Origin of the sequence: Alkalihalophilus marmarensis DSM 21297 (genome assembly GCF_000474275.2) — a bacterium.
Classification (GTDB): domain Bacteria; phylum Bacillota; class Bacilli; order Bacillales; family Bacillaceae_D; genus Alkalihalophilus; species Alkalihalophilus marmarensis.
Window position 1 is genome coordinate 16547 of the sequence record NZ_ATAE01000067.1, and the last position, 25468, is coordinate 42014.

General features: G+C 40.4%; 27 protein-coding genes. 19 read left to right on the forward strand and 8 right to left on the reverse strand.

The window, feature by feature from the left end; translation table 11 throughout:
* Positions 1–7 precede the first annotated feature (7 nt).
* On the reverse strand, positions 8–571 hold the full coding sequence (locus A33I_RS18815) for a GNAT family N-acetyltransferase (RefSeq protein WP_022629864.1): 564 nt from the start codon (positions 569–571) through the stop codon (positions 8–10).
* A 205-nt stretch (positions 572–776) separates the two neighbouring features.
* Between A33I_RS18815 and A33I_RS18820 the strand changes: the two genes are divergently transcribed.
* Complete coding sequence (locus tag A33I_RS18820; RefSeq protein ID WP_022629865.1) at positions 777–2396, forward strand: gamma-glutamyltransferase family protein; 1620 nt, start codon at positions 777–779, stop codon at positions 2394–2396.
* 166 nt (positions 2397–2562) lie between these two features.
* Here A33I_RS18820 and A33I_RS18825 read toward each other — a convergent pair whose 3' ends face one another.
* Complete coding sequence (locus A33I_RS18825) at positions 2563–3012, reverse strand: Lrp/AsnC family transcriptional regulator (protein ID WP_022629866.1); 450 nt, start codon at positions 3010–3012, stop codon at positions 2563–2565.
* A gap of 224 nt (positions 3013–3236) precedes the next feature.
* Between A33I_RS18825 and A33I_RS18830 the strand changes: the two genes are divergently transcribed.
* The 4 genes from A33I_RS18830 to A33I_RS18850 all read left to right on the forward strand — a co-directional run bounded on the left by A33I_RS18830 (position 3237) and on the right by A33I_RS18850 (position 8480).
* The gene (locus A33I_RS18830) at positions 3237–3803 is read left to right on the forward strand and encodes a chromate transporter (protein ID WP_022629867.1); all 567 of its coding nucleotides are present in this window, start codon (positions 3237–3239) and stop codon (positions 3801–3803) included.
* Entirely contained in the window at positions 3800–4342 is a 543-nt protein-coding gene (locus A33I_RS18835; RefSeq protein WP_022629868.1) for a chromate transporter, read from the forward strand. The genes A33I_RS18830 and A33I_RS18835 overlap by 4 nt, the downstream gene beginning before the upstream one ends.
* Positions 4343–4834: 492 nt before the next feature.
* Positions 4835–6607 carry a M3 family oligoendopeptidase gene (locus tag A33I_RS18845; protein WP_022629870.1) on the forward strand — a complete coding sequence of 591 codons (1773 nt, stop codon included), beginning with the start codon at positions 4835–4837 and terminating at the stop codon, positions 6605–6607.
* A 175-nt stretch (positions 6608–6782) separates the two neighbouring features.
* Positions 6783–8480 carry a methyl-accepting chemotaxis protein gene (locus A33I_RS18850; protein ID WP_022629871.1) on the forward strand — a complete coding sequence of 566 codons (1698 nt, stop codon included), beginning with the start codon at positions 6783–6785 and terminating at the stop codon, positions 8478–8480.
* 294 nt (positions 8481–8774) lie between these two features.
* On the opposite strand, the gene A33I_RS18855 is transcribed toward A33I_RS18850, so the two are convergent.
* The 3 genes from A33I_RS18855 to A33I_RS20390 form a co-directional block, all read right to left on the reverse strand.
* Positions 8775–9803 (reverse strand): cytochrome d ubiquinol oxidase subunit II, encoded by a 1029-nt coding sequence (locus A33I_RS18855; protein ID WP_022629872.1) that lies wholly within the window; start codon positions 9801–9803, stop codon positions 8775–8777.
* Positions 9804–9834: 31 nt separating this feature from the next.
* A complete protein-coding gene (locus A33I_RS18860) occupies positions 9835–11178 on the reverse strand; it encodes a cytochrome ubiquinol oxidase subunit I (protein ID WP_022629873.1) in 1344 nt (447 codons plus the stop codon).
* A gap of 167 nt (positions 11179–11345) precedes the next feature.
* Entirely contained in the window at positions 11346–11486 is a 141-nt protein-coding gene (locus A33I_RS20390; RefSeq protein ID WP_012957538.1) for an FbpB family small basic protein, read from the reverse strand.
* Positions 11487–11694: 208 nt separating this feature from the next.
* Here A33I_RS20390 and A33I_RS18865 point away from each other — a divergent pair, with 208 nt between their 5' ends.
* From A33I_RS18865 to A33I_RS21160, 5 genes are all read left to right on the forward strand, one after another.
* Positions 11695–12120 carry a hypothetical protein gene (locus A33I_RS18865; RefSeq protein WP_152976502.1) on the forward strand — a complete coding sequence of 142 codons (426 nt, stop codon included), beginning with the start codon at positions 11695–11697 and terminating at the stop codon, positions 12118–12120.
* A gap of 241 nt (positions 12121–12361) precedes the next feature.
* Complete coding sequence (locus A33I_RS21155; RefSeq protein ID WP_012957540.1) at positions 12362–12508, forward strand: hypothetical protein; 147 nt, start codon at positions 12362–12364, stop codon at positions 12506–12508.
* A gap of 70 nt (positions 12509–12578) precedes the next feature.
* Complete coding sequence (locus tag A33I_RS18870; RefSeq protein WP_022629875.1) at positions 12579–13538, forward strand: MBL fold metallo-hydrolase; 960 nt, start codon at positions 12579–12581, stop codon at positions 13536–13538.
* Between the two features lie 118 nt (positions 13539–13656).
* Positions 13657–14013, forward strand: a complete 357-nt coding sequence (locus A33I_RS18875) for a hypothetical protein (protein ID WP_022629876.1) — start codon at positions 13657–13659, stop codon at positions 14011–14013.
* Between the two features lie 328 nt (positions 14014–14341).
* Positions 14342–14494 carry a hypothetical protein gene (locus tag A33I_RS21160; protein ID WP_158305547.1) on the forward strand — a complete coding sequence of 51 codons (153 nt, stop codon included), beginning with the start codon at positions 14342–14344 and terminating at the stop codon, positions 14492–14494.
* Between the two features lie 40 nt (positions 14495–14534).
* Here A33I_RS21160 and A33I_RS18880 read toward each other — a convergent pair whose 3' ends face one another.
* Complete coding sequence (locus A33I_RS18880; RefSeq protein WP_022629877.1) at positions 14535–15740, reverse strand: MFS transporter; 1206 nt, start codon at positions 15738–15740, stop codon at positions 14535–14537.
* A gap of 159 nt (positions 15741–15899) precedes the next feature.
* On the opposite strand from A33I_RS18880, the gene A33I_RS18885 reads away from it, so the two are divergent.
* The 3 genes from A33I_RS18885 to A33I_RS18895 all read left to right on the forward strand — a co-directional run bounded on the left by A33I_RS18885 (position 15900) and on the right by A33I_RS18895 (position 18452).
* Entirely contained in the window at positions 15900–16280 is a 381-nt protein-coding gene (locus A33I_RS18885; RefSeq protein WP_022629878.1) for an OsmC family protein, read from the forward strand.
* Positions 16281–16419: 139 nt separating this feature from the next.
* On the forward strand, positions 16420–17790 hold the full coding sequence (locus A33I_RS18890) for an MATE family efflux transporter (RefSeq protein ID WP_022629879.1): 1371 nt from the start codon (positions 16420–16422) through the stop codon (positions 17788–17790).
* Between the two features lie 47 nt (positions 17791–17837).
* Entirely contained in the window at positions 17838–18452 is a 615-nt protein-coding gene (locus A33I_RS18895) for a YczE/YyaS/YitT family protein (RefSeq protein ID WP_022629880.1), read from the forward strand.
* A 33-nt stretch (positions 18453–18485) separates the two neighbouring features.
* Here A33I_RS18895 and proC read toward each other — a convergent pair whose 3' ends face one another.
* Positions 18486–19280, reverse strand: a complete 795-nt coding sequence (gene proC / locus A33I_RS18900) for a pyrroline-5-carboxylate reductase (protein WP_022629881.1) — start codon at positions 19278–19280, stop codon at positions 18486–18488.
* Positions 19281–19406: 126 nt separating this feature from the next.
* Here proC and A33I_RS18905 point away from each other — a divergent pair, with 126 nt between their 5' ends.
* Positions 19407–20255, forward strand: a complete 849-nt coding sequence (locus A33I_RS18905) for a YfkD famly protein (RefSeq protein ID WP_022629882.1) — start codon at positions 19407–19409, stop codon at positions 20253–20255.
* 265 nt (positions 20256–20520) lie between these two features.
* On the opposite strand, the gene yfkAB is transcribed toward A33I_RS18905, so the two are convergent.
* Complete coding sequence (gene yfkAB, locus A33I_RS18910) at positions 20521–21633, reverse strand: radical SAM/CxCxxxxC motif protein YfkAB (RefSeq protein WP_022629883.1); 1113 nt, start codon at positions 21631–21633, stop codon at positions 20521–20523.
* Between the two features lie 257 nt (positions 21634–21890).
* On the opposite strand from yfkAB, the gene A33I_RS18915 reads away from it, so the two are divergent.
* From A33I_RS18915 to A33I_RS18930, 5 genes are all read left to right on the forward strand, one after another.
* Positions 21891–22079 (forward strand): SE1561 family protein, encoded by a 189-nt coding sequence (locus A33I_RS18915; protein WP_022629884.1) that lies wholly within the window; start codon positions 21891–21893, stop codon positions 22077–22079.
* Between the two features lie 12 nt (positions 22080–22091).
* Positions 22092–22730 carry a histidine phosphatase family protein gene (locus A33I_RS18920; RefSeq protein ID WP_022629885.1) on the forward strand — a complete coding sequence of 213 codons (639 nt, stop codon included), beginning with the start codon at positions 22092–22094 and terminating at the stop codon, positions 22728–22730.
* A 135-nt stretch (positions 22731–22865) separates the two neighbouring features.
* A complete protein-coding gene (locus tag A33I_RS21165) occupies positions 22866–23039 on the forward strand; it encodes a hypothetical protein (RefSeq protein ID WP_022629886.1) in 174 nt (57 codons plus the stop codon).
* Between the two features lie 162 nt (positions 23040–23201).
* On the forward strand, positions 23202–23399 hold the full coding sequence (locus tag A33I_RS18925) for a cold-shock protein (RefSeq protein WP_012957554.1): 198 nt from the start codon (positions 23202–23204) through the stop codon (positions 23397–23399).
* Between the two features lie 167 nt (positions 23400–23566).
* Positions 23567–25090 carry a fumarate hydratase gene (locus A33I_RS18930; protein ID WP_031311878.1) on the forward strand — a complete coding sequence of 508 codons (1524 nt, stop codon included), beginning with the start codon at positions 23567–23569 and terminating at the stop codon, positions 25088–25090.
* Positions 25091–25468: the final 378 nt, after the last annotated feature.

Here is a 25468-nt window from a genome sequence, read left to right on the forward strand (position 1 = left end):
TGAGACTTTATAAAGTCTCAGGCTTAGAGATGGAGTACCAATCTCGTCTTAACATCGAATAAATCACATGATCGACATAATGGTCATAAAGCCACTCGGTTTCTCTGACAATGCCTTCTTGCGTGAAACCAAGACGCTCAGCTACAGCACGGCTTTTTTCATTTTGAACAGCTGTTCGTATTTCAACCCGGTTTAAGCCGAGGTCATGAAAAGCATGATTGGTTAATGCTTTGACTGCATCATACACGATGCCGTTTCCTTGAAACTCCTGCCCAATCCAATAGCCGATGGAGACACTCTTATTGTTCCAATCGATCGTATTAAAACTAACAATACCTGCAATTTGTTTGTTATAGACAATATAGGTGGTTAGGCTTTTTTGTTCTGCATAATTCTTTAAGTTAGCAAGTACAAATGATTTAGTATCTTCTGCTGTTTTCGAGTAATCAACCCAAGGAAGCCATTCTTTCAAATAAGCACGATTGCGGTCTATCAGTTGAAACGTTTCTTCAACGTCTTGTACAGCGACTAATTTTAAAGCAAGATCTTCACGAATACGGTGATAAAACATAGCACAGACCTCCATTTGGGTAAAATTTCTATTACCATATCATGGGTATAGACTCCGATCAATCAATTTTTTTAAAGGTAGTTCTAGCTTTACGTACAAAAAAACTAGTAATATAATAAAAAAAATACATATTGTAAGAAAATTAATATTTTTCTTTCTTATTTGACTAGAAATATATCATTTGATTAACAAGGAGGAATTTTGAATGAATGTACAGCATGATCCACAAATGTATCCATATCCTTCCCAAAGGAATGTCGTCTATGGTCGGAAGGGGATGGTTTCTACTTCACAGCCGCTTGCCGCTCAAGCGGGTTTAGACATTTTGAAACAGGGCGGAAATGCAATTGATGCAGCTATTGCTACTGCAGCCTGTCTGACAGTTGTAGAGCCGACATCTAATGGAATTGGCTCAGATTGCTTTGCACTAGTGTGGGTAGATGGCAAGCTTCACGGATTAAATGGCAGCGGTCAAGCTCCGAACGCTTTATCTATTGATGCTGTTAAGGCTGCAGGATATGAAAAGGAGCTCCCTACATTCGGGATGACACCAGTCACGGTTCCTGGAACTCCGCGCGCGTGGGCTGAGCTATCTAGGAAATTTGGTAAGCTTCCTTTAACAGAGGTACTTAAACCAGCGATTGATTATGCTGAAGGTGGCTTTCCGGTTTCGCCAACTCTTGCGAAATATTGGAATGGGGCATTTACTACCTTTTCTAAGCTGTTTAAAGGAGAAGAATTTAAGGCGTGGTTTGAGACGTTTGCACCAGAAGGGCGTGCTCCGCGTACGGGGGAAATGTGGAAATCTCCTGGTCATGCTGCTACGTTAAAAAGGATTGCCCAAACAGATGCAGAAGATTTTTACACAGGAGAAATTGCCGATCAGATTGATGCTTATTTTAAAGAATATCATGGTTATTTACGCAAGGAGGACTTAGAAGCATACCAACCTGAGTGGGTAGAGCCGATCTCTGTTTCTTACCGTGGATATGATGTGTGGGAAATCCCGCCTAATGGCCAAGGTCTAATTGCATTAGAAGCGCTGAAGATTCTAGAAGGCTATGAATTTACCGAGAAAGATTCAGTTGATACCCTTCATAAGCAAATTGAAGCGATGAAACTTGCATTTATTGATGGAATGAAATACATTACCGATCCAAAAGACATGAAGGTGACACCGGATGCCCTGCTTTCAGAAAGCTATGCCAAAGAGCGCAGAGAGCTAATTGGTAAAGAAGCACTCACACCGGAGCCAGGAACGCCGCCAAGAGGAGGAACCGTTTACCTTGCTGCAGCTGATGGTGAGGGGAATATGGTTTCCTTTATTCAAAGTAACTATATGGGCTTCGGTTCTGGTATTGTCGTTCCGGGAACTGGCATTGCGATGCAAAACCGCGGTCATAATTTCTCTTTAGATGAAACCCATGATAATTGTTTAAAGCCAGGCAAGAAAACCTATCATACTATTATTCCGGGCTTTTTAACTAAAGGCGATGAGGCAGTAGGACCATTTGGTGTAATGGGGGGTTTTATGCAGCCGCAAGGACATGTTCAAGTGGTGATGAATACAGTTGATTTTCATCTAAATCCGCAAGCTGCTCTAGATTCACCACGCTGGATGTGGTCAGAAGGGAAAACAGTACATGTAGAAGGGAGCTTGCCTTCTCATTTAGCACAAGCCTTAAAAAGAAAAGGTCATGACATTCAAGTCGCTCTTGATGGAGGTCCATTTGGAAGAGGACAGATTATTTGGAGAGATGCCGAGACGGGCGTACTAGCAGGGGGCACAGAACATCGTACAGACGGTGAAGTAGCTGCTTGGTAATGTGAATAAAAACGGGTTCAATCCTATTTGGTTTGAACCTGTTTTGTTTTTTATTTAGAAACTGTCTCACCACAATGTACCTTCTCAGAAATAATGTTTTACGTAAAATTCCGCAAAACGGGCAGAGTAACTATAAAATACGGCTTAAAAACAGTGTTCTAAATTATTATAGTTTTAATCCGCTTCGACTCTTAAATCGTCTAAGGAGAATATGGCTTTCTACGCGGGTGATCCCTTCAAGTGCATACAGTTCTTCATTTATAAAGTTCTCTAATTGATCGAAGTCTTCGACTAGGACATGCATATGCAGAGTGCTTGGTCCGGTCATTTGATAGCAGCTAGCCACCTTAGGGTTTTCAGCTAATGTCTCAGCCACTTGGACAAGAGAGGTTGGCTCACAATCCACTTCAAAAAACGCAGAGACGGATTTACCGACTTTATCAGAGTTGATAACGACACTGAACTTCTCAATGACTCCTTCTTCTTGGAGCTGATGAATTCGCTCCCTGATCGCCACACGTGAGAGCCCTAATTCTTTAGCTATATCAACATAAGACATCCTGCCGTTATCAGTAAGCAAAGCTAGAATCTTTCGGTCTGTTGCATCTATTTTCATCTCATTCACCACTTATTCATTAGGCTACGTTTATTATATATAACCAAAAATCATCTGTCACTTTTGGTTCGAGCAAACATAATGTCTTTGTTTGAAGAGTAGTCTATAATAAAAAGGAATAAAATATATCGAAAAATGTTCATTTTGTAAGTGTGATAAGGTATTATGTAATCATTAATATACTATTTAAATGTTAGCAGGAACGTTTTGCAGGGAGTGGGAGAATGGATATTATATTGCAAAGAGACTTATTTATTGCCTTTTTTCGTTCGGGCATCCTTGGATACGGAGGAGGTCCTTCGACCATTCCGCTTGTCCATAAGGAAGTGGTCGAGCGCTTTGGCTGGATGAATGATCAAGAGTTTGCGGACGTATTAGCGCTTGGAAATGCGCTGCCGGGTCCAATTGCGACAAAAATGGCGGGCTATATCGGCTACAAAGTAGGGGGATGGGTTGGTTTAATCAATAGCCTCATTGCCACAGTCCTGCCTACTGTTCTTTTAATGGTCGGGCTAATTGGTCTTTTGTCGTCATTCCGAGAGTCGCGTGTGGTGGCTGGAATGACAGCTGCAGTGGCCCCGGTTGTCGGCGTAATGCTGTTCGTTTTAACGATGCAATTTCTAAAGCAGTCTAAAAAAGGTATTGGTCTTGCTGTAACAGTTGTCCTAAGTATCGTCAGTTTAGCTGCTTATCAATTTTTAGGCATTCATCCTGCCATTGTGATTGGGATATTAATTGTGTACGGATTAACTGTACGTCCAAGACGTGAAAAAGAGGGGGCGGCATCATGATTTATTGGGAGTTGTTTTTAGCCTTCTTCATTCCTGGTATTGTCGGCTATGGGGGAGGACCAGCGTCTATTCCTCTCATCCAGACAGAGGTTGTCAACCGCTATGGGTGGGTGACAGTAGAAGAATTTGGAGAGCTGCTTGCCATTGGAAATGCGCTGCCTGGACCTATTGCCACAAAAATGGCAGGTTATATCGGCTATGAAGTAGGTGGTGTACTCGGTGCATCTGTTGCTTTATTTGCAACGATCGCTCCTTCTTTAATTATTATGATTTTCCTCTTGGGCATTTTGTATAAGTTCAAAGATTCGCCGCGTGTGAAAAGAATGACAGGGCTTATTAAACCTACCATTGCTATTTTACTTGGCGTCCTTGCCTTTGAGTTTTTTGATACATCTGTATTCAGCTCAGGGTGGGCTCAAACGATCTTTCTAATTGTTATTAGCTACCTGTTGCTTGAAAAATGGAAAGTACACCCTGCACTAGTCATAGCAGGAGCCTTACTATACGGCGGCTTATTCCTCGGACACGGCGCGGTGTAGGAGGGAGGATTCTAGGTTCAAAGGTGCTTGAGTATGCTCTGCGCTTCTGAACTATACTGCGCTTTCCGTGTGGAGCTAGTGAGCTTCCTCGGGCTACTGCCCTGCGGGATCTCACTCCTGTTCTAGTCCACACAGGAGTCTCCGTATAGTTCATCCGCTAGGGTAATGCTTTGTAGAATTATTAAGTGGGGTGATTTTGTTATGGATCAGTTCAAAATGATTAACCTGAAATCCGCGACCTCGCTTACTAAGATCATTCAATTACTTCTAAGATTTAGGGAGCAGTGCACAAAGCGACGAGGAAGCTCCCGGGCCGCCCACGGAAAGCGTGTGCCTGCAGCGGAAATCAACAGTCGCTGTCAGCAGGAGTGATTTCCTTAGCCTTCATCCTTTTTTATTTTTGAAATGTTCAAAATCTTATAGCGGTATAAAAAAAGGTTTGTTAAAGTAAGGTTAGTACGGAATGCGAAATAATTAAGGAGGAACATACATATGAAATACCCTCAAGTGTGGGACCTAGAGACCTTCTTTAAAGGAGGCAGTGATTCGGAGGAATTTAAGACATTTGTAAAAAAGGCAAATGAAATGAGCAAGGAGTTAAACGAAAGATTACAGCAGTCCTTATCGCTTAAAGAGCTAGAATCTTTCATTCATGACCTTCAAACCTTAATGCAGCATGCTAGAGAAGCTGGAGCATTTGTCAGCTGTCTTACTGCGCAGGATGTGAAAGATGAAAAGGCATCACTTTGGCAAGGTAGCGTCCAAGAGCTGTTTACTTCTGTACAAAATGTCACGGTAGGCTTAGAAGAAAAGTTAACTGATCTGACTGCAGATGAGTGGACGGCTCTGATAAATACAGAATCTTTAAGGGAAATTGCCTATAATTTAGAAGAAAAAAAGAAAGCAGCCGATGAAAAATTAAACCCTGCAGAGGAGAAGCTTGCTGCAGCTCTTGCTGTTGACGGGTACCATGCGTGGGGGACGGTATATAATCAAGCAGTGGGACGCATGCAGATTCCATTTGAAGAGAACGGCGAAACCAAATTATTATCAGCAGGCCAGCTCCAAAACCGCCTCAATAGCGCAGATCGCAAAACAAGAGAGCAGGCATTTGATGTTTCTGAAGAGGCATGGCAGAAAGAAGCCCCTTTATTTACATCCACTCTTAACCACCTAGCGGGTTTTCGCTTGAAATTGTACGAAGCAAGAGGCTGGGATCACGTATTAAAAGAACCGCTAGATATTAACCGAATGAGTGAGAAGACGCTTAACGCGATGTGGGAAGCGATTAATGATAATAAACCGCGCTTTTATGAATTTATGAATCGTAAAGCACAATTGCTTGGAGTGGAAAAGCTTGCGATGCATGATGTTCACGCACCGCTTCCGACCGAGGGGGATGCTTCTATTTCTTACGATGATGCTTGTGATTTAATTATTAAGCATTTTAATAAATTTAGTCCAAAGCTTGCGAGTTTCACTGAAGGAGCCCTGCGTGATGGCTGGGTAGAGGCAGAAGATCGAGCTGGTAAACGTCCTGGCGGCTTTTGCACTTCGTTTGCTGTATCGAAACAATCTCGAATCTTCATGACCTATGACGGTTCTATGGCGAATGTGGCAACATTGGCTCATGAGTTAGGTCATGCTTATCACAGTCACTGTTTAAAAACGAAGCAGCCGCTTGCACAGCGTTATGCAATGAATGTAGCAGAAACAGCTTCTACATTTGCAGAAACAATCGTAGCAGATGCTCTAGTAAATGAAGCGAAGGATGCCGATGTAAAACTTTCATTACTTGAAAATAAAGTAAACCGTGCGCTTGCTTTCTTTATGAATATCCATGCCCGCTTCCTATTTGAAACGAGATTCTATGAGGCTCGTAAAGAGAAACTTGTATCTACTGGTGAACTAAATGCTTTAATGGAAGAGGCTCAGCGTGAAGCATATGGAAATCAGCTTGAAAATTACTCACCGACCTTCTGGGCATCTAAACTCCATTTCCATATTACAGGAGTCCCTTTTTACAACTTCCCATACACGTTTGGCTACTTGTTCAGTATGGGAATCTATAAGCGCGCACTAGAAGCGGGAAGATCATTTGAAGATGATTATATTTCCTTGCTTGAAGATACAGCGAGTATGAGTGTAGAAGAGCTTGCTATGAAGCATCTACAAGCAGACCTCACTACAAAAGAATTCTGGCAGGAAGCAATTGACGTCGTTTTAGCTGATGTAGACGAGTTTATGAGATTAACAAATAAATAATAGACAGAACCAAGGAGATGATTTCCTTGGTTCTTTTAATTCTTCTTAAAACAGGACTTTATTACTGGTAAAATAGGTAACAAAAATAACTATTTATTGAGAGGTTATGGTACTATATATTTGCAATCGATTAAATTCAACAAATATTGCGAAACAATGGGGGGGAGAGAAGCAGATGAAAAGGGGATCAGTAGCTCAAAAAATGATAGCAGGGTTTGTGGTGGTTGCTATCATATTCAGTATTGCTAGTGTTTTTTCATACATAAATGTTAAAAATGTTGATCAATCATATCAGGATTTAACTGGTTTTGTGCGAGATCTTGAAGTAACGACCCTTCGTATGGAAAGTAATTTAAATCGTACGAGCAGTAATTTACGAGGGTATCTATTAACAGGGGAACGTGAGATGCTTGAGCGGTTTTATGATTATAACCGACAAGTGAATCTCTACATAGAAGAATTGCAGCAACTCGTTCCTGATGGGGAAGTTGCTGAGCAGATGGTGCTTCTTGAGGAATTAAATACAAGCTATTTACAACTGTCTAATACAGCGATTAATCAATTTCAGCTTAATCCTGAAGGGGCCATTGAAATTGTTAACAATGACGTCCTGCCGATTGCAAGAGATATGATTAACGAAGCGGACCAATTTACTGCACAAATTCAAGATTACCGAGAAGAACGGGCATCAGTTATTGCTAGAGAGGTAAGAAATGCGATTGTGTTAACAGTTGTAATTAGTATAGTGGCCTTCTTAGTCGCAATTGGGATTGGCATTGCTTTATCAATGCTGTTGACAAAGCCATTAAAAGAAATGAAATCCGCTGCTGAGAGAATGGCAAATGGAGATTTGACTGTTAATACATCAAGAGTGAGAGGGAATGATGAGATCGCAGCGCTATCTGCTTCCTTTGCTGTGATGCAAGAACAGCTGCGTACACTTGTGGGCCAGCTTTTATACAATTCTGATCAAGTGGCAGCAGCATCTGAGGAACTCTCAGCAAGTGCTGAACAGACTTCAAGAGCAACCGAACATACAGCGTCGGCTATTGAGAGGATTGCGAAAGGCAGCGACGATCAATTAGCTACAGCGGCAAAAAGTAATACTTTATTAGGTGAAGTTTCATCAAGTGTAGAAGAAATGGCTGTAAGTACTGCTGCAGTTGAGGAACAGTCCGAAAAATCTCGTCAGTATGCTGCAGATGGGGGCAAGCTTGTTCGTGAGACCGTCGACAAAATGAAAGCAATCGATCAATCTGTCAAAGATTCAGATAAGGCGATTCAAGGAATGTCTACTAAGGCAGAGGAGATTGGAGGCATTTTGGATGTGATCCGCGGGATTGCAGATCAGACGAATTTGCTTGCATTAAATGCAGCAATTGAAGCAGCGAGAGCAGGGGAGCATGGAAGAGGCTTTGCGGTTGTAGCAGATGAAGTGAGAAAACTTGCTGAACAATCTTCAGACAGTACGTTGAAAATTAATGATCTTATTTCTGAAATGCAAAATGAAACAAAACATTCTGTTACCATGATGGGGCTTGTAAAAGAAGAGGTACAGGAAGGACTTGTTACGGCAAATGATACCGATCGTAAATTTACAGCGATTAGCGAGGCCATTGAATTAATGAACGAGCAGATCGAACAAATCAATGATACTGCTCAAACAATGGCTGAGAGATCAGAGGTTGTCTCGTATTCTGTAAATGAGATGACGGATATTGCTAAAGAATCATCAGAGCACAGTTCGACAGTAAGTGCTTCGGCTCAAGAAACATTAGCATCGATGGAAGAAGTAACGTCTTCTGCTCATGCGCTGACAACAATGGCTGAAGAGCTGCAGCAGCTTGTGAAAACATTTAAAATTGATCGTTAATACGTAAAGTAGAAGCTGTCCCGCTGAGGACAGCTTCTTTCGTTTGGTCCATGGGAAGAGGCGCATATCCTCAGTCAATGAATACAATTCCAATTCACATGGACGCATAACTTAGTTGAAGCGACGTAATTCCCAGAGACAAGCGCATTTCACCCAGTAAACGACTCAATTACTCGAAACATGAACACAATAAACTCTTCAACTGAAGCATAAACAGGATGAAAACATACAATCGGTGACCCTCTACTCATAATTTAGAGCGGACCAGCACAACACATATAAAAGAAATGATTGTCAGCCCTCTTGTTTCAAATATCGTTTATCTTTCATAAACAATCTCCAGAAGAAAATGAAGATCGGAACCAGCACAGCCATTCCTACCCCATAACCAATCAGGAGCAGTCCAAACATCGTGTCGTTTGTAAACGCATCATAAATTGTGACATCTGGATAGAGGAAGTAAGGCATGTGGGCGGACCCGTAAGCAAAGCTTGCAAGACCGAACTGGGCAGCAATTAAAAGGACAGCTGCTCTAGGTTGTCCTACACTTACTTTTTTTGACGGCCACCAAAGCGCACTGTACCCTATGCTGAATGCTAACAAGGATAGCGAGAACAAAAGCCATTCGTTCGCCATATTTTCAAACATCCAGAATGCTTCAGGAATTAACGTGAAAATCGCAGCGACTGCAAACGCCAGAGTAATTGGACCAAGAATAATCGCATTTTTTCTATACACATGGTAGGTCTCTTCAGAATTGGCTTCTCTTGCATAATCACTTAATAATAGTGAAGATAAAAACAGCTCTGTACTAATTCCAAAGCCAAGGTGAGTGTAGAAAGTAGGGCTTGTGAAAAGCTGATTAACTAATACATATTGCCTGTCCCCTACTGTTTCTACAAAGCCGCCGATTGCTGCAGGCAGGATGCTAATAAGCAGGGCTGGAATTAATAAGCCGGTCACACCTGAGATGATGACAAGCATATTCGTATATTTCTGTACGGAATATGAATACACCATAAAGGCACTCCGGATCGTTAACAGAATTAACACAAGGCAAAAAGGAACGATCATAATTGTACCTAATGAAGAGGCAGCTCCTGGAAAGAAACCGACAAGAGCCACGACAAGGAGTACTAAAAAAACATTCGTTACTTCCCATGAAGGTGAGAGATACCTATTCGCAATACTTGCGGCTTTTGTGTCCGTTCGCTTACGATAAAACATCGCCCAGAAACCTGCGCCAAAATCAATAGAGCCTGCAATGGCATAGACAAATAAGAACACCCACAAAATGATAATGGCAATATAGACATTTTCCATCTTTTAAACTCCCTTCTATTTAAAGCATGATTTAAGCTGTAGGTGTCGTCGAATGCAGCTCGTGAGTGACAGGATTTCTCTTGAAATAAAAATACATGACAAGTCCAGTCAATACGAGCAAGCTCAAATAAAGAGTCAGGAATAAAAAGAAGAGCATGCCTAAGTTTCCGGAATTTGTCGCGGCTTCCGCCGTTCTTTGCACTCCGAAAATCGTCCAAGGCTGTCTGCCGGTACAGCTGAATATCCATCCCGTTTCAATGCCGATCATCGAAAGCGGCCCGCATAAAACAAGGGCTCCTAATAACCATTTTGGAAATGCTTTTTGTTTTTTTCTTCCCAAAAACCAAATAACCCAAAAGATACCGGCAAGTCCTAACAGAACGGTCCCGATCCCAACCATGACATTAAATAACGTATGGACGAATAAAGGCGGCCACTCATCCCGAGGAAAGTCGTTTAACCCTTGGACTACCCCGTCGGTTGAACCAGTCGCAAGCCAGCTTAGCATCCCTGGAATTTCAATTCCTCCGATCACTCGACCTGCTTCAGGATCCGGGGTGCCTAGTATGGCAAGCGGTGCATTGTCCTGTGTTTCAAACAATCCTTCAGCCGCAGCCAGTTTCACAGGTATTTCTTCATGCAGCATGATTGCTGTGTCATGGCCGTTATTAGCCGTGTAAAATGACATAACGAGTGCGACACCAAGCGAGAGCATCAGCCCTTTCTTGTGATAAGTTGTTTCACGAGCAGTTAACCCTCCGCGAAACAGCTTATACGCAGCAACAGAACCTAACATAAAGGCGCCAGTCATATAAGCGCTTCCCAGTACATGCATAGCCGTTACATAAATACTGGGATTAAATACAGCTTCAAGAGGGCGGACATTTGAAACGACTCCATCTACATAATCAAATCCTCTCGGCGTATTCATCCAGGCATGCGCATCCGTAATTAATACAGCAGAAGCCGTCGCACCTAATGCGACAAAGAATACCGTGATAATCCGCATTGTGGGAGAAAGGCGGTCTGCAGCATACACGTAAATAGAGAGAAAGAGGGCTTCGATAAAGAAGGCGAAGATCTCAATTTGAAACGGCAGGGCAATGACTTGTCCGACAATTTCCATATAACCCGGCCACAATAAAGACAGCATGACAGCTACAATTGTTCCTGATGGGATCGCGACTCCAAGCAAGATCGCCACACCTTTTGTCCATCTTTTTGCAAGTAACCCATAGTCCTCGTCTTTTTTGATCAGCCGTAATATTTCAGCCAGCAGTATCATTAATGTGATTCCGACACCTAATGTGGCAAAAATAATATGAAAGGCCATTGATGATCCGAATAAGCTGCGTGCTAATAGTACATTATCCATCTAGTTCGTTCCCTTCTAGCTGATGTAAGTCCATCACAGTAGTATGTAGCGCTGTGATTACTTTGTGTCAGGGCTAATGGAATTATGCACTATATTTTCCAGCATAAAAAAACCACCTCATCCATACAGCAGCAATACACTGAATAATGGACAGGTGGTTTATATGGTTATGAATGTTTTATTTTTTGTGAAGCTATCTTTTTCTCTTCTAGCCGCTTCTCAAGCTTATCGAGAAATTCAGGATCATTTAGTAATTGTTTTTTATTTTCAAGTACTAATTTATCAAAATTAACTGTTTGACGTCTCATTTAGCACCATTCCTTATACATTTTATTAACAAGGGGTAAAACCTTGCTGTACAGTAATTATAACAAGAAAAAGACGTATATACAGGTTAAATTGTTACAATTTTTTGATAAAGGTGAAAAATGACGGATGATGTCGAACATTTCTATTAACGTTTCTATTGATTCATTTGAACGCATAGGATGGTAAAAACGTGGAAAGGGTGTTGGAATGGACAGATCTGCGTTTAGACAAACGATACAGGTGAATGAGATGTTAGAGGATTTGATGGAGACGGAGAGTTCAGATGTATTGATGATTGATTATCTCTCTGTAATTTCTCCTAGTGAGCAAGCCTCTTTTTTATGGAAGCAAATATTAGAAAGTAGAAGAAGACATTATGATTGGCTTAGGAGCGTGTATTATCAACTAAACGGAAGGTGGCCGGAGGTAGATCAAGAAATTTTTAGGCGTCCTTCTTCATATGAGGAAGGACTTACAACCCAATTTACAAGAACAGAAAGAAGAAAACTCCATATGCAGAGTTTAATGAATCAAATGCTATATGCATCTGTATATTTCAGTCAATCTCTTCAAATCATTTATAATCAATTGTTGTATGAAGAGTTGTTGCTTAGACATCTTAGACGGTTCTAAAAGGAGCATATCATTTCACCATGATATGCTCTTTTTATTCATTCTAGAACTGGAAAAAATTAATTTTAAATGTAAGCGTTTACCGTAAAAATTAGGTGTTTACAAGAGGTTGTTTAATTGTTAGAATATTTTTAACATTTAAAGAAAGTTCACTGGATTAACCCATTCGTTAGTTGAACGATTGTTCGACAGCTGGGTTTATTCCCAAAATACACAGAGAAACGTATAGGAGGAGAGAGGCATGACAGTATCAGAAAAGAAAAAATTTGAGGATCTACAAAGAAAGATTGAAAGTCTTACTCATGAGTTAAATGAATTAAAGAAAGTTCAACAAGAAGGCTTTGAGCCTCTTGAAACAGATCATTTTCTTACACAAGCTTACAATTAATGTTAAGATGAAGATGTTTAACAGCTGTTAAGCATCTTCTTTTTATTATGTTAATGGAAGGAGTATTGTGATGACTGTCAAGACCGAGAAAATTCATTGTATAACGATACCTACGCCTTTTCTTGTAGGCCCTGTGAATTGTTACCTCATTGAAGGCGCTGTCCTTACTTTAGTAGATACAGGCCCTAAAACAGAGGAAGGATTAAACGTTTTAAAATCTCGAATTAAAGAAATTGGCTACACGATGAATGATATTGAACAAATTGTTCTCACTCATCATCACCCTGATCATGTTGGGCTCACTGCTTCATTTCCTCATGCCAAAGTGATCGGTCATAAATTAAATCAGCTGTGGTTGTCGCGAGACCGATTGTTTTTTGAGCAGTATGCCAGCTATTTCAAAACCTTTTATATGCAGCATGGCCTAAATGAAAATCAGTTAAAAGTCATTGAACGTTCGTCATTAGGTTATCTACATTTTGTTGATCGAACCAATGTAGATATTTTCATCAGTGAAGGTGATACGCTCCCTGGATTGCCTCATTGGCAGGTAGTGGAAACGCCAGGTCATGCGCAAAGTCATTTGTTTTTTATTAGAGACACTGACCGTATGGCTATAGGAGGAGATGTCTTATTAGCATCTGTTTCTTCAAATGCCTTGCTTGAAGCCCCTTTAGATGGAGAAGAGAGGCCAAAAACATTATTACAATACCGCGATTCTCTTCAAAAGTTAAAAGACCTCGATATTAAAGAACTTTATACAGGACATGGAGAAAAAATTAAGGACGTAGCAGCTTTAGTAGATAAACGCTTAGCTTCTCAAGAGGAACGAGCGAAAGTCATTTATGGCTACTTAAAAGAAGGTCCGATGACAGTCAATGAGCTTGGTGCAAAGATGTTTGGCAGAAGCCATGAAAAACAGCCGGAATTAACATTTTCTGAAGTGTTCGGGCACCTTGATTTATTAGCACAAGATGAGTTAGTGTCTGAGATCAATGATGGAGATTTTATTTATTTTAAAGCGAAATGAATGGTCAATCATTCATTATATAACTAAGATTTAATTATTCAGACAACATTCGTTTCTATTTCAGCTCAATTATTGGTAAAATAATGAGAAAGAGCATTTTCTTAAGGAGGAAGTTGTAATGGAAACGGAAAAAAAAGGGTGCCAGTCGCTTTGCAAAGGTTTATGGATTGGCGGGGCTGTTGCATTAACGATTGTACTCGCAAAAAAAGAATGGCGTCAAAAACTTAAAGAAGAAGTAACTGATTTAAAAGAAGGCACAACAGAAGCGGTGACATTTATCCGTGATAATCGTCAGCAGATTTTTGATCAAGTGCGTGAAACAGCTACAGAAGTTTCTCAAGTTATCCGTGATATATCAGAAGATGTTAAAAAACTTTCTGAGACTGCAGGTCACCTGAAGGAAAGTTCAGAAGAGATTATTCAAGCAACGAAGGAAGCAGCCGAAGAAGTAAAGCAACTTAAAAATAAAGAATAAAACTGGCGCATAATATTAAAAATTGCGGACATCATAATGTTTGAGGACGGCAGTTGATCTGCTGTTCTTACCACCAACCCTAAGGCAAGAAGTTGTTCAGAGGTACAATAGGCAAGTTACGAATTTTGAGTAAGATCCTTACATGAGGTGATTACATTGAAGGAGTATTACTAGTACGTTCAGATTGTTTTTAACATTTGTTCTTAACAATATGTTTTTTACAATATTGAGTGAGGTGTCTCCTAAAAACAAAGATCGTTACGACCCCAGATTGTTCATTGAATAAAGAATATCTGTTTTAGGATTTGGTGAAATGGAGGTGGCCACATTGCGTCGGTCACCTCCATTACTTTCAAAAAGGCAGGTGTCTGATATGAGCCAGAAGAAAAAGCCAAAAGCAAATGCACATCACTCTGGGCATAAACATGCCAATAATCATAAGACAAGCAGTTCTGCTAATAAACAAAATGGATATCACTAAAACATATAACCCTCATTCTTTTTAGAATGAGGGTTTTTTATTATTTGGATAACGTAACTTCTTGGTTTGTATTCGTTTGAGCAGACTTAAATAAAGTTCCTGTTACTAAGATGAAGAGGAGCATGCCGCCAATCGAATAATAAATACTGCCTGATTCAAAGATATCAATAAACACACCCCCGATAAGCGGACCTGTCATGCTTCCTACGCCAAAACTAATCGCCATCATTACGTTTCCAGTCGGCAAAAGGTGGGCAGGGATAAGATCGGCTAAGTACATAACTCCTAGAGAAAAGAAGGAGCCGACAAACGCTCCAGCCAAAATAAATAAGATAAACAGGATTGTGCTAGATGATTCAAAAGTGATCATTGCAAAAAAACAGAAGGCACCAAGGGCGGATAGAATTAACAAGATTCGTTTTCTGCCGATACGATCACTAAGAAGACCCAGAGGCAATTGAGTAATCAGGCCCCCGATTACAAAGGCTGGCAAAAGAATGGATACGAGCTCTATTGTCATACCTGACCTCAGCGCATAAACAGGATAATTCCCGTGAAGAGATGCTTCAAGAAAGCCATATCCAAAGGCCGGCAGAAAGGCAAACCATGCAAGTTTTAATACTTCTTTATAACGACTCCACGTTGAAAGCTTGCTTCCGGTTTCCAAGTCAGATAAAGGAAACTCATTTCTCATTTGAAGAATTAATAACCATGCGAGTAAACTAAGACCGGCAGATATTAAAAATGGCAGCCATTCGTTGATGGCTAGAAGCCTAGTCATAAATGGACCTGCTCCAAACCCTAAGCCAAATGCGAGGCCGTATAATGATATATTTCGACCACGGTTTTTCTGTGTACTGGTCGTTGTAATCCATACTTGTGTAGCAAAATGAACCATATTATCGCCGATGCCAATAATGATTCTAAGGATAAACCAAAACCAAAAAGCCTGCCATACAGGAAGTAATAAAAGAGAGGTGATCATAAGAATTAAACCGATCGTAATGACAGGCTTATATCCATACTTCCTTACAGGGTGCTCGATAAAAGGTGAAGCAAGCAAAACACCAATATAAAGAGCTGCTGCATTTAAGCCGTTAAGGGATGATGAGACGCCGGCATCTTCTAGCATAATAGCTAAAAGAGGCAAGAGCATTCCTTGAGCAAAGCCTGCTATAGCAACCATAATTATTAATACGATTAAGCGGTATAAAGGGCGGTTTTCCTCTTGTTGTTCACCTATCATCAGGGTTCACCTCTTTTCATTTACATACAACATCGTCTATTGTACCTTCTATCTATCCTTCTGACTATCAAACGATGAAGTTTGGAGAAAAAATGGTACAATAGAAGATGATACAGGGGATTAGTATTAAGTGTAGTAGGATATAAAGGAGGATGTATGATGGAATTTAAAATGAAAGAAAATGGCTTTGAAACGGATGTGGAATTTGGAACTTTACAGGTTTCAGGAAATGCCGAGTACGGCTTCAGACCTTATCAGCTGCTCGTTTCTTCGATTGCTGTATGCAGCGGAGGAGTATTACGCAAGGTGCTCGAGAAAAAGAGAGTTGCCTATGAGGATATTCATATTAAAGCAGATGTAGTACGCAATACAGAAGGAGCGCAAGAAATCCAAGCTGTACATATGCACTTTACGATTAGCGGATGCGATGCTAGTGAGCAAAAAATTGAAAAGTCATTAGAAGTAACAAGAAAAAACTGCTCAATGGTACAATCAGTGAAAGAAAGTATTGAGATTACTGAGTCCTTTGAATTAAGATAAACCTTTTCCGCCCTGCTGGTCTAACATGCTCAGCAGGGCTTACTCTTTTTATTAAAACCTATTTCATACTATAATGAGGCTTGGATGAAATAATGAGAATTAAAATGAATTGAAGCTAATATGAATAGAAGGGATTTATATGAAAACCGCGCAGACTAAGCAAATTGATTTTACAGAAGGCAGTATTAGGAAGAAGATAATTCTATTCTCTTGGCCGATCTTTTTTGCTAATATGCTACAAGCCTCGTATCAGTTTGTGGACTCTCTTTGGGTCGGAAACTTACTTGGAACCAATGCATTAGGAGCGATCTCGATCTCGGCTACGGTCGTCTTTACGATTTTATCATTTATTATCGGAGTAAATGGTGCGACGTTAACAGTTCTTTCTCAACGAAAAGGAGCGAATGATGAGAAGGGACTTAAAGAATCATTGAATGCATTCGTTTTTGTTCTTGGATCACTCGCTCTTATATTAGGTGCTATTGGGTTCCTTTTTTCAGGCAGTATTTTGCGTGCCATGGGAACTCCCGATGCGATTTTACCTTATGCTGAATCCTACTTGAAAATAAACTTTATTGGGATCTTGTTTTTATTTGGCTATAACTTTATAGGGACGGTACTCAGAGCGCTTGGGGATAGTAAGACTCCCATTCGATTTGTCATGCTTGCCGTCATTTTAAACGCCATTTTAGATCCCTTGTTTATCAGCGTGTTTAATCTAGGTATAGATGGTGCGGCTTATGCAACGATTATCGCACAAGGTACAGCTTTTATTTATGGGCTGTTGTACTCGATTTTACGTGCAGGTGTGCCCTTTAGTATTCCGACACTTCCTGAGCGGAAATACTTTGTCGTTCTCTTTAAAATGGGATTGCCAGCCGGACTCTCAATGATGGCTATCTCAGCTGGGATTTTAGCGATTATGACAGTTGTAACAGGCTTTGGTGAAGATGTTGTAGCTGGATTTGGAGCTGCTCAACGGCTTGATAGTATTATTATGCTGCCAGCACTTACCCTAGGTTCTGCGGTGAATAGTATGGCCGGTCAAAATATAGGCGCTAGAATGTGGGAGCGTGTTAGAGAGGTAGCTAAAGAGGCAATCAAGTTGATTGTAGCTGTCACTCTGCTGATCAGCACGATCATGTTTTTATTTGCAGAGTACTTTGTGTCTTTATTTATTCAAGACCCTGCAACCGTTGCATTTGGTGCGATGTATGTGCAAACGATCGCTTTCTTTTATCCGTTTTTAGGTATTAACTTCGTGTTAAATGGAATTGTTCGTGCCTCTGGAGCGATGGTACAAGTCCTCGTATTAAATATTATTTCTTTTTGGGTGCTGCGTTTTCCGCTAACCTATCTTTTTGCTGAATGGCTCGGTGAGAGAGGCATAGCAGTTGGTATGGGAATGAGCTTTGTAGTGAGCAGTATCATCGCAGCAAGCTATTATTTCCTCGGAAATTGGCGAAAGATAAGTGAAGATGTTATAAAGCACACAGAAGGAACGAAATAAGGTATAGTGGTAAAGTTGGAAAAAGTAATATGATGGAGGAATAGTGAATGTCTGTATCAGTTAAACGAGGGCTGTTTTATTTAGTAGGGCTCTTAATTTTGTCCTTTGGAATTACAATGACGATCTTAGCTGGGCTTGGAGCAGGTGCATGGGATGCTCTAAATGTTGGTTTGTCATTAATGACACCATTTACAGTGGGGAACTGGGTTATTTTCGTCGGGATTATCTTAATAATTTTGAATGCATTATTATCGAAATCAAAGCCGGAAGTTCTTTCATTAATCACAATTGTGGTATTAGGGTTCTTTATTGACTTTTGGCTGTTAATCGTATTTCCTAATATGTTTATAACCGAAGTGATCTTGCAATACATTGTTTTATTCGTAGGGATAGTGATGATGGCTTTAGGTATTGCAACATATCTTCAAGCTAAATTTGCTGTCATTCCGATTGATCGTTTTATGTTTGTCTTACAAGACTTGTTCAAGGTTAAACTTATGGTTGCAAAGACGATTGGAGAGGTGACAGCATTAATCGCGGCTTTCTTTGCAGGCGGGCCGATTGGTGTTGGAACGATATTAGTTACCTTTTTAATTGGGCCGATGATTCAGTATTTCTTTCCTAAACTTGAGAAAATGGTTTATGGCACAAATGAAGCATAAGAAAAAAGGTCTGACATCATGTCAGGCCTTTTCTTAATTTTTCTTAGCTTTCGCATGGTCATTCGTCGCTTTAACAGCTTCCATAATCGCTGCTTGAAAATGATTTTTCTCTAACGATTTCAGGCCAGCATCTGTTGCACCGCCAGGAGAGGTTACTTGCTCTCTTAACAAAGCTGGATCTTTATATGTTTTTAGCATTTCAGCACTTCCTATAACCATTTCTTGGACTAGCTTTTCTGCTTGATTTTGACTAAGTCCGTATTCAGCAGCCGCAACTTGTAATGCTTCTGTGAAATAATATAAGAAAGCAGGAGCACTCCCAGTAACTGCTGTAAGGTTGTGGATCTGATCTTCGGTCAATTGTTCTGATGCACCTATGGCGTTCAAAATCATTCTAAGCTGCTCTTTATGAGCTTCGTTAACATGTTGTCCGTATGTATAGATTGACATCGATTTTCCAACGCTTGCTGCTGTGTTGGGCATAACCCAGGCAACTGGTGTTTTATTTGGCAGGCGAGCCTCTAAGAATGTTGGATCAACTCCTGCAGCAACGGTAATAACAAATTGACCGTTTATACGCGGAGAAAGATCTTCTAATAACTGGTCATGGGCACTAGGCGGACAAGCAAGCAAAATTGTATCTGCCTCATCAATCCCCTCGCTCCAATGATTGATTGTTTCGATATGATAGCGTGTTTTTAAGGAAGCTAATTTTTCTTTATTATGTAAATTTGTGACGGTAACTTTTACATCTCTGTCGTTTTTATGAAGAATTCCAGCGAAAATAGCTTCTGCCATTCGACCAGCCCCGATAAATAGTATGTGCATCCCTCATCATCCTTTCTATTCCTATACCGTACCAAAAAGAAGTGGAAACGGAAAGTGACGGATATTTTTTTATTTCCTGCTTACACTACCGTTAACAATAACATTTAAATTAAGGAGGAAATAATGATGAAGCGGACAATAACGGTTCTTATGATGCTTCTCTTTGTGTGTATTTCATTTCAAAGCGCACCATATACAGTAATGGCCCAAGGAGATAGTGAAGGGAAAGATGGTAAAGATGAAAAAGTCGCTGAAGCAAAGAAAGATTTTACCATTCCAAGCTCAGTTTTGCCTATATCTAAAGAGAATACGTACACAAACCCTACCCAAGACCTTCCTTATCTTCAGCCGAGCACGTTAGCTGAAGAGTTACTAGGTACAACAGATGTTAAAATTGAAAACCCTGACCTTATCCGAATTTTTAATGAATCAACCATTAACGATTCCAAGCTGGCAATCGGGTTCCGTGCTTCTATTTACTTGGGTGAATGGCCGTTAGCTTATGAATCAAATGGAACCGAAGTGAACTGGGAATACCAGAAAGTGAACACTAATTTCATCGATAATCGCGGGGGACAGTCTCCGCAGAAGCTTGCCTATACTCAGGAACAACAAAAACGTGTGAATGGCGGGTTAACAGCAAAGATACCAAATAGTGAAGCAGTAAAGAAAATGATGATGATTAAAGCAGCTGAGCATACAAATTTACCGCTCGCATTTGATACAGTGATTGGTCAAGGAACAAAAAAGAATAATTCGTATCATATTGCCCCTAAGCAGGTAGGATATTTGCATAGCTATGTGCCAGCAGCACATGAAAAGGGAAAAGTGACTTACGGAGAAGTTTATTTAACGTTTAAAGGCGGCAAACGCAAACTTGAAGTAAAAAATGTAACACAGCAAGGGGTAGGCGCATGGATTCCTGTTCAAGATCATTTATCCTTTGCCTTTATTGCCGCGAATCAGCCTAAGTAGTAACAGGGTGAATTGGTTTGAGAAGGTATAATTGTATGATTGGGAGTCGTTTATGCGTTAGTTCGTGAGCTGATTGCGCCGATATTTCATGGAATTATATGTTTTGCCGGGTTAATTGCGCCAGTCTCGAGTAATTGCGTTACTTCAACTAACATATGCGTCGGTGCGAGGGAGAATTGTATCTGTTCAAAGGATATTTGCGTCCATCACCTGCTCGTTTATACGGGAAATAAGGAGCTGTCCTCAGGGACAAGCTCCTTTTTCGTTAAATATTTGATTTGCGTTTCGTAAAATCTAGCTCTTTATAGTACGCATCTTTTACAAGGACATTCGGGCCAAGACATTTAACGGAAGGACAATGGCAAGATAAAGACTTGTTTAATTCAGTGTTTCGCCATGTTTCGTACGCCTCATTTAAAGATGTGTTTGTAATGTTGCCAAGAGGTGGTGTATCTCCAAAATCAGTTACGATAATGTCTCCGTCAAAAATATTTACATTTAAGCGTGAACGACCGTCTGGATCATTTCGTACCGTTACATTCTTCTCACTAAATAACCTCTTTTGAAGGAGAAGGTCATCCGCGTTCTCACTACAAGGGTAAAATGGTAAAGTGCCAAATAACATCCATGTATCAGGGTCTCGTACGTCAAGGAGTCGGTGGATGCCAGCACGGATCTCATCTAATGAGGCCACTTCAAGAGTCGAAGCGAAGTCGCTAGGGTACATAGGGTGCACCTCATGTCTTTGGCAGCCCATTTCTACAATTTGTTGATGAATCTTATCTAAGTGAGGAAGCGTTCGTTTGTTAATCATCGTTTCCGCTGATACGATAACCCCTCGTTTGGTTAATTCTTTTGCATTGTTAACCATGCGTTCAAATAGAGCTCCACGCTGCTCGTAGCTCGGTTTACGTTCCATCACCGCAAATCCAATTTCCGCAAAATCATTTACACTTCCGTAATTATGAGAGATATGAAGAACATCGAGATATGGAATGATTTTTTCATACCGCTTTAAATCAAGTGTTAAGTTGGAGTTGATTTGTGTACGGACTCCACGTTCATGCGCATACTTTAGTAACGGAACGACATATTGATCGACCGATTTCATCGAGAGCATAGGTTCTCCGCCAGTAATACTAAATGCTTTTAAATGAGGAATTTCATCTAATCGCTTAATAAGTAAATCAAGCGGCAGTGGAGTCGGGTCTTTATGCTGCAGGGTGTAACCGACTGCACAATGTTCACACCTCATATTACAAAGGGTAGTCGTAGTGAACTCGATGTTTGTAAGTTCTTGTCTGCCAAAAGAGATGATATCTTCATAAGCCTCCCATGGGTCATAGGAGGGGGTGATTTTTGGTAATGTTTGATTCAAAAAAATCGAACTCCTTACTTTAGTTACAGTTCTGCATATGCAACATGCAAAACATCATGAATTCTCATACTAACCCTAATCATAACGTAAATAGAAAGTAAGAAAAAGACTTAACAACAATTGACATCCCGTTCCTTAGTTGTCCCGATCAATTGAATCTGTTAAACTTTAAGCAGTTTTAATGAAGAGTACGTTACGTATGACATGTTAGATCGAATGAATATAAAAGTAAATGTACTATAAAGGAGCGATTAAGAGTGGGCGGAGCTATTCACAACAAGAAAGAACAAATGGATTACCTGCACCGCAGGTTAGATTTAGTAATGAGTGTACTGGATTCAATCGACCCCGAAGATGCTGGTGTTGAAGAGATTGATCGATTACTTGCTATGCTGGATGATATTGAAGTAAAGTGTAAGCAATTCCGTAACGATTGGTCTGAATAAGGAGGCATTTAAATGAATCTTTATTTAATCCGTCACGGTGAATCAGAAGGTAATCGATTAGGTAAGATTCAAGGCTGGAGTGATTTTCCTCTTTCTGAGCTAGGAAAAAAACAAGCATTAAAGCTTGGAAACTTCTTTCAAGGAATTCAACTCGATTATCTATACAGCAGTGACTTAACCCGCGCACACGATACGGCTCTTGCAATTGGAAGCGAAAAAGACCTGACCGTTCATAAATGGGAGAAAGTCCGTGAAGTAAACTTAGGTCCGTTTCAAGGGTTATCACGCGATGAGATCTATGAACAATTTCCTAAAGTGAGAGAAACATCGATTCTAACCTCAGGCATTGCTGGAACAGAGTCTGTTCACGAGCTGACAGACCGATGTAAATACGTTGTTGACCAATTAAATAGGGCACATAAAAACGACCATGTTGCCATCGTTTCACATGGCGGCTTCATTAGTATTTTCCTCACGTATCTTATGATTGGTGACAATTGGGGAGAATTTCACCGTCCGTTTCAGATAGGGAATACAAGTATTTCACATATTGAGTGGAGTAAATCAGGCAAGCCATTATTTCATTACATTAATCGAGACCATCACTTATCGATGGAAGGAATGGCCTCAAAAAAAATGGGCTTATTATAATTTTATACATAAAAAAGGCGTTATGGAGCAGTGTTCCCTAGCGTCTTTTTAATTGCTCCCTTTTTTTGATGGTTTACAAGTGAGATAACTATGAGACAATAGAAGGACGTTATAAAATAGAAAGTGGGAAAAACAGTGCGAAAAAATAAATTTGATAAAAATGAAAAGGTATTACTTAAGTCTTTAAAAGAGACGGTCACAGTGAATAAATTCAGCTACGTGCCGAATATGAAACGTTACTCCTACACAGTCAAAGAATATCCCCACACTTTCTATTTTGAAGAAGAATTAGAACAACTTACAACTTAAATTTGCTTTTCCTCATCATAACTGTTATGATGAACTTACATTATTTTTGTTCGGATATCTCGATAAAGTTAAGCCTTTCTTTTACAAGTGGTTTTCTTTCTATTGGATTACATGAGCAAGAGTAGTAATAATATGTGGGTAATCCACGATGGAGGAATTTTCATGACACAAGGTACAGTTAAATGGTTCAACGCAGAAAAAGGTTTCGGTTTCATCGAAGTTGAAGGTGGAGACGACGTATTCGTACACTTCTCAGCTATCCAAGGTGAAGGTTTCAAATCACTTGAAGAAGGTCAAGCTGTTTCATTTGAAATCGAGCAAGGCGCTCGCGGACCTCAAGCTGCAAACGTACAGAAGTAATAACAGAAAGGACTCCTTAATGGGGTCCTTTTTTTATTTGTGTTCGCATCTGTAGACGCTTTCAATTTGGTCTTTCGGAATGTTTAGACTAGCAGTATAATAGAAGACGAAGAACATAGAGAAGAACGGAAAAGGAGCTGGCAGAAGTGGAGAAATTGCAACAAAGCATGTATGAGTTAATCGTGGAAACATCAACAAACTTACCGAATGATGTACGTCGTGCGATTGCTAAGGCAAAAGCACAAGAGAATGCAGGCACAAGAGCAGCACTTTCTTTATCAACAATTACAGAGAATATTGAAATGGCAGATGAGAAAGTGTCACCTATTTGTCAGGACACGGGTATGCCTACGTTTGAAATTAAAACTCCTGTAGGCGTAAACCAAATCGAAATTAAAAAAGCCATTCATAAAGCAATGGAGCAAGCAACAGCTGATGGAAAGCTTCGTCCGAACTCTGTTGATTCCTTAACAGGTAAAAACAGCGGCAACAACCTAGGTGGTGGGACACCGGTTATTCATTTTTCTCAATGGGAAGAAGATGTGATTGATGTCCGCTTAATCTTAAAGGGCGGCGGCTGTGAAAATAAAAATGTACAGTACAGCTTACCGGCAGAGTTAGAAGGACTCGGCCGTGCTGGACGTGACCTTGATGGTATTCGCAAGTGTATTATGCACTCTGTCTACCAAGCACAAGGACAAGGCTGTAGTGCGGGCTTCATTGGTGTTGGAATTGGCGGCGATCGTACAACGAGTTATTCCTTAGCTAAGGAGCAATTATTCCGCACAGTAGATGATGTAAACCCGGTTGAAGACCTTAAGAAGCTTGAAGATTATGTAATGGAAAATGCTAATAAACTTGGTATTGGAACAATGGGATTCGGCGGAGAAGCGACATTACTCGGCTGTAAAATTGGAGCAATGAACCGCTTACCAGCAAGCTTCTTTGTATCCGTAGCGTACAACTGCTGGGCATATCGCCGTTTAGGTGTAGTTATTGATCAATCAACTGGTGATATTAAAGAGTGGTTATACAAAGATGGCGAAACAGTTGATCTAAATACGGCGAGCAAAGAGATTGCCGCAACAGCTGAAGTACAGGAAGAAACACGTGAAGTGGTTCTTGAAGCACCAATCACTGAAGAACAAATTCGTGATCTTAAAGTCGGGGATGTTGTCATTATTAACGGAATGATGCATACAGGCCGTGATGCGATTCACCATCACCTAATGGATCATGATGCACCAATTGATTTGAACGGACAAATTATTTACCACTGTGGTCCAGTAATGCTTAAGGACGAAGAAGGAAACTGGCATGTGAAAGCGGCCGGTCCTACGACAAGTATTCGTGAAGAGCCTTATCAAGGTGATATCATGAAGAAATTTGGTATCCGAGCAGTAATGGGTAAAGGCGGTATGGGACCTAAGACACTTAAAGCTTTAGAGGAGCATGGCGGCGTCTACTTAAATGCCATTGGCGGTGCGGCTCAGTATTATGCTGACTGTATCAAAGAAGTAAAAGGTGTAGACTTAATGGAGTTTGGAATCCCAGAAGCGATGTGGCACCTAGAAGTAGAAGGGTTTGCTGCAATTGTAACGATGGATTCACACGGCAACAGTCTGCATGCTGATGTGGATAAATCTTCACTTGAAAAATTAGCTGAATTTAAAGAGCCGGTATTTAAATAAGTATTTGTTGAACAGGAAGCTGCCTTGTACAAGGCAGCTTTTTCCTCGTTTCTGAAGTTACACAATTCTTCCGTTAAAAAGATCAAATAATGATTAACAACGACGCATATCGTGGTTGAAAGGCCGCAATAGTGTGTAATTAGCGCAATGTAAATGGCAAAGGACACAATTACATTTCATACCCACGCAATAAGCTTATCAACAGGCGCATAAACAGTGTGAAAAAATTCAATTATGTGCAGTTCAGTCACTATACAAGTTCCGCAAGCCAAGTCTCTCATCACCTACGATACATCCTTCCTTATATTGTCTAATCAATGAAAAGCATACATATTGCACTGTACTAGTGACAAACTAAGAAAAAAGTGAGGGAGTATG